Source organism: Flavisphingomonas formosensis, assembly GCF_009755815.1.
GTDB lineage: Bacteria > Pseudomonadota > Alphaproteobacteria > Sphingomonadales > Sphingomonadaceae > Flavisphingomonas > Flavisphingomonas formosensis.
The window spans coordinates 502,819-522,384 of sequence record NZ_WRPK01000002.1 but is presented as its reverse complement, the minus strand read 5'-3'; the positions used below and the strand labels follow the sequence as shown (position 1 = coordinate 522,384).

The window sequence follows — 19,566 nt, the reverse complement described above, 5'->3', positions numbered from 1 at the left end:
CGTCATCGTCCTTCGATTGGGGGAATGCGGCTGGCGACCAGCTCCCTGGTCTTGCGCTCGATCGACCAGAGCAGTCGCGCGTCGCGCGCGTCCCAGGCGATCGCCTGGCCCTCGGTCGGAATGGCGACGATCGCGACCAGCTCCAGCGTGCCGCCGCCGGGCGGCGCGCGCAGCACATAAAGCTCGGGTCGGTCATGTCCGGTCACGTAGAGGAGGCCGTCCTCGCCCCAGACGCCGCCGGAGGCGCTCTTCGGCGCCATGCGATCCAGCACGGTGTCGGGAAAACGCCACTGTGCCTGCTCGCGCCAATCCTCGTCGTAGCGGACGAGGGTGGTGAAGCGGTGATCGCGTCCCGGCTCTCCGCCGCGATTGTCGTAATTGGCAAAGCAGGCCCACCAGCTTCCGTCATGGCGCATCGCCCAGGTGAGGGATCCATGGCCATGGCCGAGATGCTGGGTGGAAAGATGGGTGAGCCGCCGCGCGTCGAACCGTTCGATGCGGCTCTGCATCGGCACGTCGGGATAGTTGGACGCGGCGCAGATCAGCGTGCCCGCCTCGGCGGTGCAGCTGTTCATATGCTTGAAATGCGCCGCATCGCCCTCCCAGCGCGCGACCTGCCTGCCGCTTTTGGCATCGAGCTTGGCGATCACGCGATTGGAGACGGCATAGAGATAGCGCCCGTCGGATGCGACACCCTGCTCTGCATCCGGTGCCGGCAGCCGGCGCACCTCGCTCGCCTGGAGCGAGAGGATGGCGGCTGCGGCGGTGAGGAGCGCGATCATCAGAACTTTGCCGAGACGCCGCCGTAGAAGGTACGGCCATAGCGTTCGGTCTGGATGATCCAGTTGGTGTTGCCGCCCTGATATTGGCGGGTCGGCTCGTCGGTCAGGTTCTGCGCCTCGAAGAACACGCGCATATCCTTCCACACCGCCACGCTGGCCTTGGCGTCGAGCCGGCGCAGGTCGTTGTTGTACTGGTCGTTATACCAGACGTCGCCCACTGCGAGCAGTGCCTTGCCGGTATTGTGATAGGCGATCGAGGCTTCGAACGGGCCCTTCTGGTAGAAGAGCTCGGCGCCGTAGAGATATTTGGACTGGCTGGGGAAGGTCGAGGTCCGTCCGTCCGTCAGCTTCAGGGTCGAATTGGTCAGCGTGCCGGTCAGCGAGATGCCGAAGCCGGAAAGCAGGCCGGGCAGGAAGGTGAACTGCTGCTGATATTGGGCCTCGATGCCGACGATGTCGCCCTTCTTCGCGTTGAATGGCTGGGTCACTTCCAGCGTGTCGAAATGCTCGCCATTATAATTCGTGTCGGTCAGGATCGTCGTCCGGCTGAAGATCGGGTTCTTGATGAACTTGGCGAACACGCCGACGCTCAGCAGGCCGCCCTTCGCGAAATACCATTCGGCTGTCGCGTCGAGATTGTCCGAGATATAGGGCTTGAGCCCAGGATTGCCGAGCGACAGCGTGTCGTCGGCGGTGCTCAGCGATCCGCCCGGCGAAAGGTCGCTATATTCGGGCCGGCCGAGGCTGCGCGTATAGGCGAGCCGGAAGATGGTGTCGTCGGAGGGCGCGATCTTGACGATCAGGCTCGGGAGCACATTGCCATAATGGGTGCGGCTGCGCACGGGCACGATCATGGTGCCGTCCTGCAGCTGGAAGCCCTGTACGTTGAGCCGGGTATATTCGTAGCGCAGGCCCGCCGTCAGCGAAACCGCGCCGAAATCCAGGTTCGCCTCGCCATAGGCGGCGCTCACCTTCTCGTGCAGGTCGAAGTCGCTGAGCGTGTCGTTGGCGAGGCTGGTCGCGACATTCTTCTTGAAATAGGCGCTGTTCAGATATTGCTGCGTGAAGGCCTGGATCGCCGCGGGATCGATCGTCGGGCCGTTGAGATAGCGGCTGCCGTCGCTCGGGGAGACGATATAATCCTTCCCTTGCAGGCCGAACTGATCCAGCGTCAGCGCGCTCGATCCCGCGCCCCACACGTCATTGTCCTGATCGAAGCGGCGGCCACTGTCGCGATATTTCGCGCCGAAGCGCAGCACGCTGTCGGTGCCGATACCATTGAGCTTCCAGGTCGCGTCGATCCGGCCCTGCCAGATATTCTCCGTGCCGCGCTGGTTGAAATAGCTGTACTGGTTGAACTTCACCTTGCTCGCCGTACAGGGCGTCCGGGGCGTCGCGGTGTAGAGCGTATTGCTAAAGTCGAAGTCGACGGTTCCCGGATTGCAGCGGAACTGCCATAGCGGATATTCGTCGGTCACGCGGTTGTGCACGCGCGCGGCGCCATAATCCAGCGTCAGATCGCCGAAGCGGCTCTTGCCGCCCGCCATCGCCATCAGCGTCGATTTGCTCTTGTCGTCCAGGCGCAGGTCGAAACGATTCTGCGTGCCGGTCGACGTGCCGGTCAGCCCGTCATTGTTGAGCGTGAGATTGCCCGCGTTGACGATAGCGTCGGTCGCGAAGTCGAGCCGGTAGCGCGGCCGGATCTCATGCTCTGTGAACTTGCTGTAGATGCCGCGCACATAGAATTGGTGCCGGTCGTTCGGCCGCCAGTCGAACGATCCCGAGGCGCCGATGCGTTCGCGCTCGAGCGTGTAGTTGGTATATTTGATGTTTGTCGGCGCGCCGCCGCGGGCGAAGCCGGGCAGCGGGCGCCAATCGTCGGGATAGAAGCCGTAGCTCGTATAGGTGCGGTCCGAATAGCTGCCGCCGAGCACGATGCCGAACTGCTCGTCCGCACCGAAGCGCTTGGCGATCGAGACGTCGCCGCGGATCGGCACCTTGTTCTGCTTGAGGTCCTGATAGCCGGCCTGTGCGTTGACGGTGAGCGCGAAGGGCTGCTTGAAGTCGAAGGCGGTCTGGGTGACGAGGTTGATCGTCCCGCCGATGCCTTGCCCATCCTGGTCCGCGGTCTTCACCTTGGCGACCTCGACGCGGTTGAGCAGCTGGCCGGAGATGATGTCGAGCGGCACCGAGCGGGTCTGCCCGTCCGGCGCGCCCAGCTCGAAGCCGTTGATGGTGTAGCCGTTGAGCGTGGAGGGCACGCCGCGGATCGCGACATAGCGGCCCTCGCCCTGATCGTAGGTCACGCCGACGCCGGGCAGGCGCTCTACCACTTCGGCGACGTTGCGATCGGGCAGGCGGCCGATCTCGTCGGCGGCAGAGACGTCGAGCACGCCGATCGCGACGCGCTTGGCCTCGATCGAACGCTCCTGTTGCGCGCGCTGTCCGGTGACGACGATGGTGTCGTCGCCCGCCGCCGCGTCTTCGGCGAAGGCAGGCGCTGCCGCCATGCCGCCGCCGAGCACGAGCAGCATGGCAAGCGTCGGATAAGACGAAATATTCATGAAATTTCCCCTGAAGTCGCCGCGGGATAGGAGCCCGCGATGACATCAGGGTGACGCCGGCGTTTCGCTTCTCTGGCAGTTTCACGACAATCGGGAAACACATGGAGGCAGGCGGGAAGCGGCATGCCGGCCGCTTCTCGCCCTCATTGGCGTCTCACCCAAAAGGCATCTGCGATCAGAGAAGCCAGGTGCTCGTCAGCGCAGTAACGTTGCCGGTGAACAGGATCGCCATGTCGGCATTGGAGTCGCCATTGGTGTCGAACAGGGCGGTGGTGGTGTTGGTGCCTGCGTCATAGGCGAGCGTATATTCGCCCCCGCTGTTGGAGAAGGCGCCGACGAGGTGGAAGGCCTGGTCGCCAGCCACCTTCGTGTTGGCATCGATTGCGGAGACATTCAGGATATCGCCTTTGGCGAAATCGGTGATCCGATCGCTCGCAGCGAGGGTGCTGTCGCCGGCCGCGAGATAGACGAACATGTCGTTCTGTGTGCCGCCGGTCAGGCTGTCGGCGCCCGCCCCTCCATAGAGCGTGTCGGTGCCGACATTACCGATGAGGATGTCGTCGCCAGCCGCGCCCTTGAGGATATCGTTGCCATAGCCGCCGTCCACCGTGTCGTTGGAGGAGCCGGCGTCGATCGTGTCGTTGCCGTTGCCGCCATAGAGCACGTTGGTCTGCGCCGATCCGGTGATGACATCGTCATAGGCCGATCCGGTGACATTCTCGATCGACACGAATGTATCGAAACCCGCGCCGTGGGTGTCCTGCGCACCGGAGAGAAGCAGGCTGATCGTTACGCCCGCCCCGGCGCTGGCGTAGCTTGCCGTATCCGTTCCGGCGCCCCCATAGAGCCCGTCGTCGCCCGCGCCGCCGACCAGCGTGTCGTTGCCGGCGTTGCCGGTGAGGATGTTGTTGCCGCCGTCACCGGTAAGCTGGTCGTCATAAGCGCCGCCGGTGAGGTTCTCGATACCGGAGAGCGTGTCGCTGCCTGCCGAGATGGTCGACTGCGCCGTCGCAATCGCCAGGCTGACCCGCACCGCGCCGGTAGCGGCGGCATAGCTTGCCGTGTCGATGCCGTCGCCGCCATAGAGAAAGTCGTTGCCGAGGCCGCCGTTGAGCATGTCGTCGCCAGTGCCGCCGTACAAGCTGTTGGCAAAATCATTGCCAGCCAGACTATCGTTGTAGGCGGAGCCGATCACATTCTCGACGTTGCGGATCGAGTCGCTGCCGGCGCCCCCGCTATTCTGGTAGCTCGTGCTGATGAGGCTCAGCGTAATTCCGCCGCTCGCGTCGGCGTAGCTCACCGTATCGACGCCGCCGCCTCCGTCGAGGATGTCGTTGCCGTCCCCACCGACAAGCAGATCGTTGCCGAGACCGCCATAAAGAGTATTTGCGCCGCCGTCGCCGGTCAGCGTGTCCGAATAGGCCGAGCCGATGACCGTTTCGACATTCGCGAGGGTGTCATTGCCATAGCCGATAGCCGTGCCGTCTGCGAGGTTGACCGTAACGGCCCCGGTAGCGGCAGCGTAGGTCACGGTATCGATGCCCGCCCCGCCATCGAACATATCATCGCCGGCGCTGCCGACGAGGCTGTCATTGCCGTCCCCGCCGTCGAACATGTCGTTGCCCGTGCCCCCGAACAGGCTGTCATTGCCGCTGCCGCCGTAGAGGATGTCGTCGCTCAGGCCGCCGTAGAGCGTGTCGTTTCCGTTTTCGCCGGAAAGCGCGTCGCGTTCGGTGCCGCCGGTGACTATGTCGTTGCCGTCGCCGGCGTTGACATAAAGAATGCTGCTCGTGGCGAGCGATGCCGCGGTGAGCGCGGAAAAGTTTATGGTGTCGCCGGCCGCAGAACCTTTGAGAACGTTGTTCGCACTGTCGATCAGCTCGAAGCCGGTGAAGACTGCATTCGTTGCGGTCGCATTATAGAAGGCAAGCGTGTCGCCGGTGCCGTCGCCGCCCTTGATCGTGCCGCTGACGATCGCGTTAGAGTCGAAGAGGACATAATCGTCACCGGCCCCACCATCGATTAGGTCACTCACGCCATTGCTGTAGATCTGGTCGTTGCCGTCGCCGCCGTAGAGGGTGTTGGTGCCGATCCCGCCATAGAGACTGTCGTCGCTGAGACCTCCATAAAGTGTGTCGCTGCCGTTCTCGCCGTAGAGAATGTCGACCTCGGTGCCACCGGTGACTTTATCATTCCCATCGCCGGTATAGACATAGAGCGCATTGCTGGTGGCGAGCGAGGCGTCGATCATGCCGGAAAGATCGAGGCTGTTATTGCCCGCTGTCCCGTCGATCACATTGTCCCCAGCGTCGATTGCTTCGAAGCCGCCGATCGACGCCGTGCCGAAGCCGGCATGGTAGATATGCAGCGTGTCGGTGCCGTCGCCGCCCTGGATGGAGGTGGCGAGCGTGGCCGCATCGTTCAGATAGACGGTGTCGTCGCCAGCCCCGCCGTCGATCGTGTCGCCGGCTCCGTCACTGGAGATGATATCATCGCTGGCGCCGCCGTAGAGCGCGTTGGTGCCAGTTCCGCCATAGAGGGTATCAACCTCGCTGCCGCCCTTGATCATATCGTTGCCTGCGCCGCCATAGACGTAGAGCACGCCGCTGGAAGCGAGCGATGTGGCGGTGAGTGCGGACAGATCGATGCTGTTGGCTGCTGCGGTTCCGTTCAGCACATTGTTCGTGGCGTCGATCAGTTCGAAGCCGGTGAAGACGGCATTGGTCGCGGTCGCGTTATAGAAGGCAAGCGTGTCGCCGGTGCCATCGCCGCCCTTGATCGTGCCGCTGACGATCGCATTATAGTCGAAGAGGACATAGTCGTCGCCGGCTCCTCCATCTACGATGTCGTTTGTGCCGTTACTGAAGATCTGGTCGTCGCCGTCGCCGCCATAGAGGCTGTTGGTCCCGACGCCGCCATAGAGACTGTCGCCGCTGAGGCCCCCATAAAGCGTATCGTTGCCGGTCTCGCCGTAGAGCATGTCGATCTCGGTGCCACCGGTGACCGTATCGTTTCCGTCGCCGGTATAGACATAGAGCGCATTGCTGGTGGCGAGCGAGGCGGCGACCATGCCGGAAAGGTCGAGGCTATTATTGCCCGCTGTCCCGTCGATCACATTGTCCCCAGCATCGATTGCTTCGAAGCCGCCGATCGACGCGGTGCCGAAGCCGGCATGGTAGATATGCAGAGTATCAGTGCCGTCACCGCCCTGGATGGAGGTGGCGAGCGTGGCCGCATCGTTCAGATAGACGGTGTCATCGCCAGCCCCGCCGTCGATCGTGTCGCCGCTTCCGTCGCTGGAGATGATATCATCGCTGGCGCCGCCGTAGAGCGTATTGGTGCCGGTTCCGCCATAGAGGAAGTCGGACTCTGTACCGCCCTTGAGAATATCGTTGCCGCCGGCGCCGTAAACAAAGAGTGCTCCGCTCGTGCTAAGTGAAGGCGCAGTGAGCGCGGAGAAGTCGAGACTGTTGGCGGCGGCGGTTCCGTTCAGCACATTATACCCGCCATCGATCAGTTCGAAGCCGGTAAAGACGGCGTTGGTCGCGGTCGCGTTAGAGAAGGCGAGCATGTCGCCGGTGCCGTCGCCGCCCTTGATCGTGCCGCTGACGATCGCGCCATAGTCGAAATAGACATAATCGTCGCCGGCTCCGGCATCGATTACATCGCTCACGCCATTGCTATAGATCTGGTCATCGCCGTCTCCGCCATAGAGACCGTTGGTACCGGTACCACCACGGAGCAGATCATTGCTTAGGCCGCCATAGAGCGTATCATTGCCGGTCTCACCTTCGAGAACATCCATTTCGGTCCCGCCGGTGACGCTGTCATCGCCGTCGCCGGTATAGACATAGAGCGCATTGCTGGTGGCGAGCGAGGTGGCGATCATGCCGGAGAGGTCGAGGCTGTTATTGCCCGCCGTCCCGTCGATCACATTTTCCACAGAGTCGATTGCCTCGAAGCCGCCGATCGAAGCGGTGCCGAAGCCGGCATGATAGATATGCAGCGTATCAGTGCCGTCACCGCCCTGGATTGTGGCGCCGATCTGCGCTCCATAGTTCAGGGAGACGGTGTCGTCGCCAGCCCCGCCGTCGATCGTGTCGCCGCTTCCGTCGCTGGAGATGGAATCGTTTCCGGCCCCGCCGTAGAGCGTGTTGGTGCCTATGCCGCCATAGAGGGTGTCGTTGTTTGCTTCGCCGTAGAGCGTGTCGTTTCCATCGGCCCCGTAGAGCACGTCATTTCCATCGCCGCCGTGCAGAATGTCGTTTCCGGCGACCCCGTTGAGCGTGTCATCGCCGCCCAGGCCGTTGATCGTGTCTCCGGCGGCGCTGCCGTCCAGCGTCTCGCCCGCTTCTGTTCCGTTGATTGGCGCCATCGCATACACTCCCAGACAGACAGTCGCGCTGCGACGACAGGCGAACTATCGCTACCTATTTCGACTGATTCGAAAGAAGTATATAAAGAAATATTTTGTATGTCTGGGTTAGAATCAATAAAATTACACTAAAATGGCAGTTTTGAGTTTTCCATAACATGTACAGATACTTATGTATATTCCGGCAAAACGTTGGGACTTTAGCAAAAAAAGCTTCGGAATTACCGGCGTTCCATATTCATAAAAACTTATGACTGCGAGGGGCGAGGTTTATCGTCGCTCCACTCCTCTTTGACTGCCTCTCGGCGAGTTGAAGGGCGAAGCGACGATCATGGTTCGATCTGACGTCGCACGGCTATGCCTGCTTCTACGGCCATGATTTCCGCGCCAACAGCTGGGCCCTGCTCAGAAGCCGCACCTAGAGAAGCCAGGTGCTCGTCAGCGCAGTAACGTTGCCGGTGAACAGGATCGCCATGTCGGCATTGGCATCGCCATTGGTGTCGAACAGGGCGGTGGTGGTGTTGGTGCCCGCGTCATAGGCGAGCGTATATTCGCCCCCGCTGTTGGAGAAGGCGCCGACGAGGTGGAAGGCCTGGTCGCCGGCCACCTTCGTGTTGGCATCGATTGCGGAGACATCGAGAATGTCGCCGCTGGCGAAGTCGGTGATGCGATCGGTGGCGGCCAGCGTGCTGTCGCCGACGGCGCTGTAGACGAATTTGTCCGCCTGCGTGCCGCCGGTCAGCGTGTCGGCACCGGCACCGCCGGTCAGCGTGTCCGTGCCCGCGCCGCCGGTGAGAATGTCGTCGCCGGCCGCGCCCTTGAGGATGTCGTTGCCATTGCCGCCGTCGACAGTGTCGTTGGACGAGCCGGCATCGATCGTATCATTGCCGTTGCCGCCGGAGATCACGTTCACCTGCGCCGTGCCGGTGATGACGTCGTCATAGGCCGAGCCGGTGACATTCTCGATCGACACGAAGGTGTCGAGGCCTGCGCCATGCGTATCCTGCGCCGTCGTCAGCGCCAGGTTGATCGTCACCGCAGAGCTGGCGGTCGCATAGCTTGCCGTGTCGATGCCGGCGCCGCCGTTCAACGTGTCGTTGCCGAGGCCGCCGACGAGCGTGTCGTTGCCGGCATTGCCGGTGAGGACATTGTTGCCCGCATCGCCGGTGAGCTGGTCGTCATAGGCGCCGCCGGTCAGATTCTCGATGCCCGCCAGCGTGTCCGAACCGGCGGAGAGGGTGGACTGCGCCGTCGCGATCGCCAGGCTGACCCGCACCGCGCCGGTAGCGGTGGCGTAGCTCGCCGTATCGATACCGTCGCCGCCATAGAGGAAGTCGTTGCCGAGCCCGCCATTGAGCGTGTCGTCGCCCAACGATCCGGTCAGCGTGTTGGAGAAGTCATTGCCGGTGAAGATATCGTTATAGTCTGAGCCATAGAGGTTCTCGACATTCTGGATGATATCGGTGCCGGCTCCGCCCGTATTCTGGGAGGAGGTGCTGGCGAGGTTTACCGTCACGCCGGCCAGCGCATGGTTGAAATAGACGGTGTCGCTCCCGGCGCCGCCGTCGATGAAGTCGTTGCCGCCGAAACCGTCGATCACGTCGTTGCCGGCCCCGCCATAAAGGCTGTTGTTGCCGCCATCGCCGCCGAGATAATCCGCGAAGTCGGTGCCGATCAGCCCCTCGATGCTGGTCATGGTGACGTTGCCGGCCCCGCCCGTCGCATGGACCACGCCGGTTCCCGCCTCCACGGTGACGCTCACTGCGGCGAGCAGGCCAGCGAAGGAAGCGATGTCGGTGCCTGCACCGCCGTCCAGCGTCGCGCCGCCGGTGGAGATCGTGTTCAGCGTATCGTCGCCCGCGCCGCCGTAGAGCGTGTCCGCTCCCGCGCCGCCTTTGATGAGGTCGTTGCCCGCGCCGCCGGTGATGATGTTGGCGTTGCCGTCGCCGGTGAGCGTGTCGGCAAAGCCGGATCCGATCAGGTTCTCGAAGCCGGAGATGGTGTCGTTGCCCGCGCCGCCCGTGGCCTGCGAGGTCGTCACCGCCAGGCTGACGATCACCTTGGCGGTGGTGTTGGCATAGCTCAGCGTATCGATGCCGTTGCCGCCGGAGAGCGTGTCCGCGCCCGATCCGGTGCCGCCGTCGACCAGATCATTGCCATCGCCGCCGGAGATGACGTTGTTGCCGACGCTTCCCGTCAGCACGTCGTCATAGGCGGAGCCGGTGAGGTTCTCGATGCCGGTCAGCGTATCGGTGCCCGCGCCGATCGTGTTCTGCGCGGTGGTCAGCGCCAGGCTGACCGTCACGCCCGCGCCCGCGCTGGCATAGCTCGCCGTATCGACGCCGTCGCCGCCGGCGAGCGTGTCGTTGCCGGCATTGCCGTCGAGCGTGTCGTTGCCGCTGCCGCCGGTGAGGACGTTGTCGCCGGCATCGCCGGTCAATATGTCGTTGTAATTGGTGCCGATCAGCTTCTCGATCCCGATCAGCGTGTCGGTGCCGCCGCCGCCCGTCGCCGTGCCGGTGAGCAGGCTCGCCGTCACCGCCGAGGTGATCGCCGCATAGCTGGCCGTGTCGCTGCCCGCTCCGCCGTCGAGCACATCGTCGCCGAGGCCGCCGATCAGCAGGTCGTCGCCCGCCCCGCCGCTGAGCGTGTTGGCGCCGGTCGTGCCGGTCAGCGTGTCATTATAGGCCGAGCCGATGAGGTTCTCGAAATTGGCGAGGGTATCCGTGCCCGCGCCGCCGGTCGCCTGCGCCGTCGCCAAAGCGAGGCTCACCGTCACGCCGGCCGCCGCCGAGGCATAGGAGGCGGTATCGATGCCGGCACCGCCGTTCATCACGTCGTTGCCCGCCCCGCCGTCGATCACATTGGCGTTGCCATCGCCGGTCAGCACGTCGTTGTAGGAGGAGCCGGCGAGATTCTCGATCCCGCTCAGCGTGTCCGATCCGGCGCCGCCGGTGGCCGTGCCGGCCAGCAGGCTCGCCGTCACCGCCGCCGTGGCACCCGCAAAGGATGCCGTGTCGATCCCGTTGCCGCCGTAGAGCGTGTCGTTGCCCGCACCGCCATTCAGCACGTCGTCGCCGTCGCCGCCGGTCAGCACATTGGCGTTGCCATCGCCCGTCAGCGCGTCCGCGAAGGCGCTGCCGATCAGATTCTCGATGCCGGTGAGGGTGTCCGTGTCGCCGCCGCTGCTTGCGGTGCCGGCCGCCAGGCTGGCGATCACCCCCGCGCCGCCCAGCGCATAGGTCAGCGTATCGGTGCCCGCGCCGCCGTCGATCGTGTCGCTGCCCGCGCCCCCGTCCAGCGTATCGTCGCCCGCGCCGCCCGAGAGGCTGTCCGTGCCCGTGCCGCCGCTCAGCACGTCGTTGCCGTCGCCGCCGGCAAGCGTGTCGTTTCCGTCTGCCCCCGCAATGGTGTCGGCGCCGGTGCCGCCGGTGACGATATCGCTGCCCGCGCCGCCATTCACGGTCACGCCATTGGCGACACCGGTCAGCGTCAGCGTATTGCCGCCGGCATTGAGCGTAAACACCGTGCCGGCCGCCACCGTGGCGCCGGTCAGGTCTGCGGCACCGGCCGTTGCCAGGCTGATCGTCCCGCCGGCGGAGATGTCGCTCAGCGTGTCGAGCTGCGCGGCGTTGATCACCACCGCACCGAGCGCGGCAAGCCGCTCCACATCGGCGTCGATCGTGGCACCGGTCAGGTTCAGGATCGCGTTGGTCTGGCCCTGCAGCGTATCGGTGCCCGCGCCGCCGGTGAAGCGATCACCCGTGTCCACCGTCCCGTCGACGTAGAAAATATCGTCGCCGGCTTCGCCGTTCATCGTGTCCGCGCCGGCCCCGCCATAGATCAGGTCGTTGCCGTCTCCCGCATTGATCACGTCGTTACCGGCGCCGCCATAAAGGGTGTCGGTTCCCGCGCCGCCGTTCAGCGTGTCGTTGGCGCCTTCGCCGCTGAGTATATCGTTGCCGTCGCCGCCGTTGGCGACGTCCGCGCCGTCACCGGCAGTGATCGTGTCGTTGCCTGCACCACCCTGGAGCACGTTGTTGCTGGCATTGCCGGTCAGCGTGTCGTCGAACGCCGAACCGATCAGATTCTCCATGTTGGTCAGCGTATCGAGCCCGGCCCCGAGCGTGTTCTGCTGGGCCGTGATCGCAAGGCTCACCGTCACCGCGCTCGCCGCGCCGGCATAGCTCGCCGTATCGCTGCCCGCCTGGCCGTTGATCGTGTCGTTGCCCGCGCCGCCTTCGATGACATTGTCGTTGGCGTCGCCGCTCAGCGTGTCGTTGCCGCTGCCGCCGATGATATTCTCGATGCCGGACAGGGTGTCGCCGCCCTGATTGCCGCTCGCCGTGCCCGCGGTCAGATTAACGACCACCGCTCCTGCTGCCGAAGCGTAGCTGGCGGTGTCGCTGCCGGCGTCGCCATAGAGAGTGTCGTTGCCGAGGCCGCCCTGCAGCACGTCGTCGCCGTCGCCGCCATAGAGTGTATCGGTGCCGGCCGCGCCGTTGAGCACGTCATTGCCGCCGCCGCCGTACAGCGCGTCGCTGCCGCTTGAGCCGGTGATGACGTCGTTGCCGGCCGCGCCGTTGACCGTGTAGCCACTCTGGCCGAGCACGCCGGTCAGATCGAAGGTGTTACCGGCGGCGGCAAGGTTGAAGCCGCTGCTGGCCGCGACGGTGACGCCGCTCATCGCGACGGAGCCGCCGGTCGTCAGCGTGAAGGAGGAGCCATAGAGATAGGTGAGCGAGTCGAGCTGCGCCGCCGTCAGCGCCACGTCGTAATAATAATAATTCTGCTGGAGGCCTTCGATGCCGGTCAGGCTGGTCGCCGACAGATCGCTGTTCGCCTGGAAGTTCAGGTAGAGCGTGTCATTGCCGGTGCCGCCATCATATTGCTCGCCCGCGACGATGTCGGCCGCGCTATCCACCGTGATGGCGTCATCGCCCGCGCCGCCTTTCAATATGTCTGCGCCGGCGCCGCCATAGATGGTGTCATTGTCGGCGCCGCCGTCGATCGTGTCGATGCCGTCGCCGCCATAGAGCAGGTCGCCGCCACTGCCCCCGTACAGCGTATCGCTATTGCCACCGCCATAGAGGGTATCGCCGCCGGTCGAGCCGGTGATGATGTCGATGCCGGCCGCGCCGTTGACCGTGTAACCGCTCTGGCCGAGCACGCCGGTCAGATCGAACGTATTGCCTGCGGCGGCAAGGTTGAAGCCGCTGCTGGCTGCGACGGTGACGCCGCTCATCGAAACGGAACCGGCGGTGGTCAGCGTGAAGGAAGCGCCGTAGAGATAGGTGAGCGCGTCCAGCTGCGCGGCGGTCAGCGCCACGTCGTAATAATAATAATTCTGCTGGAGGCCTTCAATACCGGTCAGGCTGGTTGCCGACAGATCGCTGTTCGCCTGGAAGTTCAGATAGAGTGTGTCGGTGCCGGTGCCGCCATCATATTGCTCGCCCGCGACGATGTCGGCCGCGCTATCCACCGTAATGGTGTCATCGCCCGCGCCGCCTTTCAATATGTCCGCGCCGGCTCCGCCATAGATGGTGTCATTGTCGGCGCCGCCGTCGATCGTGTCGATGCCGTCGCCGCCATAGAGGACGTCGCCGCCATCGCCGCCGTTCAGCGTGTCGCCATTGCCGCCGCCATAGAGTGTGTCGCCGCCGGTCGAACCGGTGATGATGTCGACGCCGGCCGCGCCGTTGACCGTGTAGCCGCTCTGGCCGAGCACGCCGGTCAGATCGAACGTGTTGCCGGCGGCGGCGAGGGTGAAGCTGCCATTGGACGCGACAGTGACGCCGCTCATCGAAACGGAACCGGCGGTGGTCAGCGTGAAGGAGAAGCCCTGGAGATAGGTGAGCGCATCGAGCTGTGCGGCGGTCATCGCCACGTCGTAATAATAATAATTCTGCTGCACGCCTTCGATGCCGGTCAGGCTGGTCGCCGACAGATCGCTGTTCGCCTGGAAGTTCAGGTAGAGCGTATCGTTGCCGGTGCCGCCGTCATATTGCTCGCCCGACACGATATCGGCGGCATTGTCGACGGTGATGGCATCGTCGCCCGCGCCGCCTTTCAATATGTCTGCGCCGGCCCCGCCATAGATGGTGTCGTTGCCGCCGCCGCCGTCGATCGTGTCGATGCCGGCATTGCCATAGATGACGTCGCTGTTCTCGCCGCCCGTGATCGTGTCCGCCGCGGCTCCGCCGTTGATGGTGTAGCTGTTGGTCGTCACGCCGGTCATGATCAGTGTGTTGCCGGCTGCATTCAGATTGATCGTGCTGGCATAGACTGCGGCGCCGGTCAGATCGGCCGTGCCGCTCGTCGTGAGATTGATCGCGGCATAGCCGATCGAGACGGTGGAAAAGTTGCCGAGCTGCGTGGAGGTCAGGCTGAGATCATAGCCATAGGTATCGATCTCCTCGACCGACGCGTCGATCGTCAGCGCGCTGATGTTGCTTGCCGCATTGAATTCCAGCGACAGCCGGTCATAGTCGGCGCCGCCGCTCACGCTTTCGCCGGCGGCCAGCGGATTGGAGGCGTCATAATGGATGACGTCGTCGCCGGCGCCGCCGTCATAGCTGTCGACGCCCGCGCCGCCGTAGAGATTGTCGTTGCCGGCCCCGCCGCTCAGCGTGTCGTTGTCGTTGCCGCCATAGACATAGTCATCGCCATTGCCGCCGTTCAGCGCGTCCGCGCCGGCGAGGCCGTAGATGCTGTCGCTGCCTTCGGATCCGGTCACGGTGTCGACCGCTGCACCGCCATTCACGGTGTAGCCGTAAGGCGTCACGCCCGTCAGGATCAGCGTGTTGCCCCCGGCATTGAGGTTGATGGTGGTGGCATTGATGGTAGCGCCGGTGAAGTTGGCCGTTCCCGTCGTCGTCAGGGTGATGCTGGAGCCGATATTATAATAGGAGAAGGCGGATGCCTGCGCTGCTGCGAGGCTGAGCGCCTGGCCAGCCGTATAAATCTCCTCGATCCCGCCGCCGATCGTCACCGAGCTGATGTTGACCGCAGCGCCAGTACTGATGTTGAGCTGGTCATAGCCGGCGCCGCCCGAGAAACTCTCGCCGGCCACCAGCGGACTGTTCGTATCGACATAGATGATGTCGTCGCCGTCGCCGCCGTTGACGCTGTCCACTCCGGCGCCGCCATAGAGATAGTCGTTGCCTGCGCCGCCGTTCAGCGTGTCGTTGCCGGCCTCGCCATAGATAGTGTCGCTTTCGCTGCCGCCGGTGATCGTGTCGTTGCCCGAACCGCCCGAGATGCTGAGCGTCGATGTTGCGAGTGAAGCGGCGTTGAGACCGCTCAGATCGATTACGTCGTTGCCGGTCGTGCCGACGATCGTACCGCCGACCGTCTCGAAGCCCGAGAAGGTGGCGCTGCCTGCAGTCGCATCGAACGTCGCGCCATAAAAGTTGAGCGAATCGGTGCCGTCGCCACCTTGGATGGCGCCGCCGATGATCGATCCGCTTTCCAGATAGACGGCGTCGTCACCGGCGCCGCCATAGAGGCTGTCGTCGGTGCCGGTGCTGTCGAGCACGTCGTTGCCGTCACCGCCGCTCAGGCTGTTCGTGCCGGTGCCGCCATACAGGCTGTCATTCTCCGCGCCGCCGGTGATCGTGTCATTGCCCGCATTGCCGTTGATCGTCAGCGACGAGCCGGACAGTGCCGGGTCGGTAAGCCCGCTGAGATTGACGACATCGTTGCCTGAGGTGCCGACCAGATTGCCGCTGACCGATTCGAATCCCGTGAAAGTCGCGCTGCCTGACGTCGCATTGAAGATGCTATTGTTGAAAATGAGGGCATCGCCCGCACCGATGCCGCCGAGGATCGAGCCGCCGACGATCGCGGTGCCCGACAGGGAAACCGTGTCGTCGCCGGCTCCGCCGTCTGCGCTGTCGCCCGTGCCGTCCAGATAGAGATAGTCGTTGCCGTCGCCGCCGTTCAGGCTGTTCGTGCCTGCGCCGCCATACAGCGTGTCGCCGCTGCCGCCGCCGTTGAGCGTGTCGTTGCCCGCCTCTCCCGAGAGGGTGTCGCTCTCGCTGCCGCCGGTGATCGTATCGGCGCCGTTGCCGCCCGAGATTGACAGCGAGGAGGAGGCGAGGGCCGGATCGCTGAGGCCGCTGAGGTCGATCACGTCGTTGCCGGTGGTGCCGATCAGGCTGCCGCTCACGGATTCGAAGCCCGAAAAGCTTGCTGAACCGGATGTGGCGTCGAATAGGGTGCTGCTGAAAGATAGGCTGTCGGCGCCTGTGCCGCCCTGAATTGCGCCTCCGACGACAGCAGTGCTTGAAAAGGACACGGTGTCGTCGCCGGCTCCGCCGTCAGCGCTGTCGTCGATGCCGTCGAGATAGAGGCCGTCGCTGCCGTCGCCGCCGCTCAGGCTGTTCGTGCCGGTGCCGCCATAGAGCGAATCGTTGCCGGCTCCGCCGTTCAGCGTGTCGTTGCCGGCCTCGCCATAGATGGCGTCGTTCTCGCTGCCGCCGGTGATCGTGTCGTTGCCGCCGCCGCCGGAGACGGAAAGCGAGGAGGCGGCCAGTGCGGGATCTGTAAGCCCGGAGAGATTCAGCACGTCGTTGCCTGTCGTGCCGACGAGGCTGCCGCTCACCGATTCCACGCCCGCGAAGGTCGCTGCGCCCGAAGTCGCGTCGAATATCGCGTTGCTGAAGCTGATCGTGTCGGTGCCCGTTCCGCCCTGAATGGCGCCGCCGATGATCGCGCCGTTGTTGAAGAGGATGTTGTCGTCGCCCGCGCCGCCGTCGATGCTGTCGTCGGTGCCGTCGCTGTACAGGCTGTCGTTGCCGTCGCCGCCGTTCAGGCTGTTGGTGCCCGCGCCGCCATAGAGCGTATCGTTGCCGCCCAGGCCGTTGATCGTGTCCGCCGCGGCACCCGCCTGATCGCCGAAGATCGTGTCGTCGCCCGACGTGCCATTATAGGTCGGCATGATCCTATCCCCCCAAGATGAACGAAGCTGCACGCATATGCGCGCGATCACCGGTTTTTGGCCTCGATCCGTCAGAAGAACGGGCGGCCCCTCACTCAAAGCTCACAACAGATTCTGAATTTAAGGCGCGTGCGCGCTCCGGATCCACGAAATTTCGAAGTAAGCCGGACTATTAGTGCGGCATATGCCCGTCGAAGGAGGTATGGGCAGCTCGACAGATGCCAATGACGTGGCCTTCCCCGCCAAATCATCCGCGGATTTCGAGAAACGTCGAATCGCAAGATCGCGCACGCCAGAACTCCCCCTCGCTGTTTGGATTAGAAAGGAAAATCCTGTCTGTCGTCTTCCCCCGAACGGGTGAAACGCGTAGGAAGCGGTTAACCGAATTACAGTGGGGGCTGTATGGGGGATGTTGAGCAGCTTTACGCAGCGATCGAGGATGACCGCGCCTTTTATGGGCTTTCGGAGTCTGTCGCCGCCTTTTGTGGAACCCGTTCGGCGGTCGTCACCCATCTCGATTCGAACGGAGCCTTGCGCTTCGGGCAGATGAATTATTGGCCGGCCGAGGCATTCGGTCGTTACTATAGCGAATATTTGGGAAGCGATCCGTGGCGGCAGGCCGCAGTGACGGCGGGGCGCATGGGAACGCCGATCATCCTCGACAAGCTGCTGCCGCCGAGCGCCTTCCTGCGGACGCCGATGTACAATGAGCTGATGAAGCCGCTCGGCGACGATACCGCCAGCTGTCTCGGCATGTTCTCACCTCCGGGTGGCGACACGTTGATCGTCTCCGTGCATCGCCCCTACGGTGCTGCCGAATTCGACGAGGGCGATGCCGAGCGCCTTCGTGCGCTGCATGGTCATGTCGATCGCATCCTCCGCCTGCGCCGTCTGGTCGAGCGGGAACGGTCCGAGGCGCGGGGGCTGCGCCATATGGTGGACGCCAGCGGCCGCGCGATTCTGCGCGTCGACCGGCAGCTGCGCATCCATCAGGCGTCGGCGGCCGCCGTGGCGGTGCTGGATGCGGCTGACGGCCTGGCTGTGCGTGGCGGCTGTTTCGCGGTCGAGGATGGTGTCGCCGCGCAGGGGCTCCGCCTCGCCGTTCAAGACGTCATCGATCGCGGACCGGCCACGCGTACCGCCTTTCTCTGTCGCCGGCCGTCGTTCAGGCGCTCCTACCGCGTGCTCGTCCTGCCTGGCGGCACCGACCCGCTGGACGGTGCGCTGCTGCTGATCGATGATCCCGAAGAGACTCGGGACGTACAGCGCCGCGGTAGCCGGTTGCGCCAGGCCTATGGCTTCACCCAGGCCGAGACCGTGCTTGCCGAAGGGCTGCTCGCCGGCCTTACCCTGGAAGAGATCGCGGCGGAACGGCAGGTCGGGCGCGAGACCATCCGAACCCAGCTTCGCTCGCTCTTCCAGCGGACCGACACGCGCCGACAGAGCGATCTGATCGCGTTGCTTGCCGGCATGCCTGGATGAACGGCGGCGGGCGATTGCACCGCAATGGAAGATAATCGCTTTCTGCGGCGTATCTGCTTGCGGTAGCGTCGCGGCGGGGCGTGTCGCGCGTCCGAGGGTGAGGGGGTGTTGCATCGTGTCTGGCGTCGAGCCGAGGAAGTTTCCGTTGCTGGTCGGCGATTTCGCGCCTTCCTTCCGCGCACCGGCGCTGCAAGGCAATCCCAACTACGTCTTCGATACCGCGGCCGGCCGTCCCGTGATGATGCTGTTCTTCGGCAGCGCCGCCAATGGCCAGTGCCGCGCCGCGCTCGATCTCGTGGCCGCGCATCGTCCCCTGTTCGACGATGTGGCGGCCTGCTTCTTCGGTGTCACCATCGATCCGCAGGATTCCGCCCAGGGCCGGATCGTGCCGCAAGTCCCGGGCCTGCGTTTCCTGCTCGACCATGATCGCCAGGTCAGCCTGTCCTATGGCGCGGTGCCAGATCCGGACTCCGCCGGCAGCTATCGCCCGCACTGGCTGGTGCTGGATCATGCGCTGCAGGTGGCCGGCATCTATCCGCTGGGCGAGGGGCTGGAGGCGATCGCCCATCTCGAGCGTCTGATCGCCGGGCCGCGCGACCAGCTCTGGGCGCCGGTGCTGCAGGTGCCGCGGATCTTCGAACCCGAGCTGTGTCGCAAGCTGATCGAGCTTTACGATACCAATGGCGGCGCCGAATCCGGCTTCATGCGCGAGGTGGACGGCAGGACGGTCTATATGACCGACGCAAACCACAAGCGGCGCAGCGACTATAATATCGAGGATGAGCTGCTGCGCCGCGCGCTGATCGGCCGGATCAACGTGCGCCTGGTGCCGCGCCTGCGGCACGCCTTCCAATATAATGCCACGCGCATCGAACGGCATATCGTCGCCTGCTATGACGGCGGCAGCGGCGGCTATTTCCGTCCGCATCGCGACAATACGACCAAGGGCACCGCGCATCGCCGCTTCGCGGTGACGATCAATCTCAATGCCGACGACTATGAAGGCGGCGAGCTCCGTTTCCCGGAATATGGCCCGCGTGCCTATCGCGCGCCGACCGGCGGAGCGATCGTTTTCTCCTGCTCCATGCTGCACGAGGCGCTGCCCGTGCGCAGCGGCCGTCGCTACGCCTATCTGCCCTTCCTCTACGACGATGCCGGCGCGCGCCTGCGCGAAGAAAATAGCGTCTTTCTGGGTGATGGCATCCAGCCTTATCGGGCCGGCTTTCCTGTCGCCGGCGACGCCGTCGCCTGACAGAAGGCAGTTGGGCTAGTAACGGATAAGTATCGTCTCATTGACCAATTCGGGTAGTCTGGCGAGCCAATTGTGAATAGCGCCGCTCCGCCCCGCCGCAAAAGCCTTTAGAACGGGTCAAAATGGGTCTGCCTATTCGTCGCAGGCAGGCTTCGTTGCGAAGGAGGGGA

Annotated in this window: 6 protein-coding genes; 2 read left to right on the top strand and 4 right to left on the bottom strand. The window is 64.2% G+C overall.

From position 1 onward, the window contains the following. Positions 1-2: 2 nt before the first annotated feature. From GQY20_RS08405 to GQY20_RS32475, 4 genes are all read right to left on the bottom strand, one after another. Positions 3-782, bottom strand: coding sequence for a hypothetical protein (locus GQY20_RS08405; protein ID WP_157216603.1), 780 nt, complete (start codon positions 780-782; stop codon positions 3-5). Further along, complete coding sequence (locus GQY20_RS08400) at positions 782-3,346, bottom strand: TonB-dependent receptor (RefSeq protein WP_232475949.1); 2,565 nt, start codon at positions 3,344-3,346, stop codon at positions 782-784. The genes GQY20_RS08405 and GQY20_RS08400 overlap by 1 nt, the downstream gene beginning before the upstream one ends. A gap of 175 nt (positions 3,347-3,521) precedes the next feature. Beyond that, positions 3,522-7,721, bottom strand: coding sequence for a beta strand repeat-containing protein (locus GQY20_RS08395; RefSeq protein WP_157216602.1), 4,200 nt, complete (start codon positions 7,719-7,721; stop codon positions 3,522-3,524). A gap of 418 nt (positions 7,722-8,139) precedes the next feature. Continuing rightward, positions 8,140-16,662 carry a beta strand repeat-containing protein gene (locus GQY20_RS32475; protein ID WP_157216601.1) on the bottom strand — a complete coding sequence of 2,841 codons (8,523 nt, stop codon included), beginning with the start codon at positions 16,660-16,662 and terminating at the stop codon, positions 8,140-8,142. A 402-nt stretch (positions 16,663-17,064) separates the two neighbouring features. Here GQY20_RS32475 and GQY20_RS08385 point away from each other — a divergent pair, with 402 nt between their 5' ends. After that, positions 17,065-18,144: a helix-turn-helix transcriptional regulator gene (locus GQY20_RS08385; protein ID WP_157216600.1), complete on the top strand. Its 1,080-nt coding sequence runs from the start codon at positions 17,065-17,067 to the stop codon at positions 18,142-18,144. A gap of 145 nt (positions 18,145-18,289) precedes the next feature. Then, the gene (locus GQY20_RS08380; RefSeq protein ID WP_157216818.1) at positions 18,290-19,396 is read left to right on the top strand and encodes a 2OG-Fe(II) oxygenase; all 1,107 of its coding nucleotides are present in this window, start codon (positions 18,290-18,292) and stop codon (positions 19,394-19,396) included. Positions 19,397-19,566 lie beyond the last annotated feature (170 nt).

Bases quoted from the DNA above. Each gene is read 5' to 3' on its own strand.
- GQY20_RS08405 (WP_157216603.1), bottom strand. From the start codon at position 782: ATGATCGCGCTCCTCACCGCCGCAGCCGCCATCCTCTCGCTCCAGGCG.
- GQY20_RS08400 (WP_232475949.1), bottom strand. From the start codon at position 3,346: ATGAATATTTCGTCTTATCCGACGCTTGCCATGCTGCTCGTGCTCGGC.
- GQY20_RS08395 (WP_157216602.1), bottom strand. From the start codon at position 7,721: ATGGCGCCAATCAACGGAACAGAAGCGGGCGAGACGCTGGACGGCAGC.
- GQY20_RS32475 (WP_157216601.1), bottom strand. From the start codon at position 16,662: ATGCCGACCTATAATGGCACGTCGGGCGACGACACGATCTTCGGCGAT.
- GQY20_RS08385 (WP_157216600.1), top strand. From the start codon at position 17,065: ATGGGGGATGTTGAGCAGCTTTACGCAGCGATCGAGGATGACCGCGCC.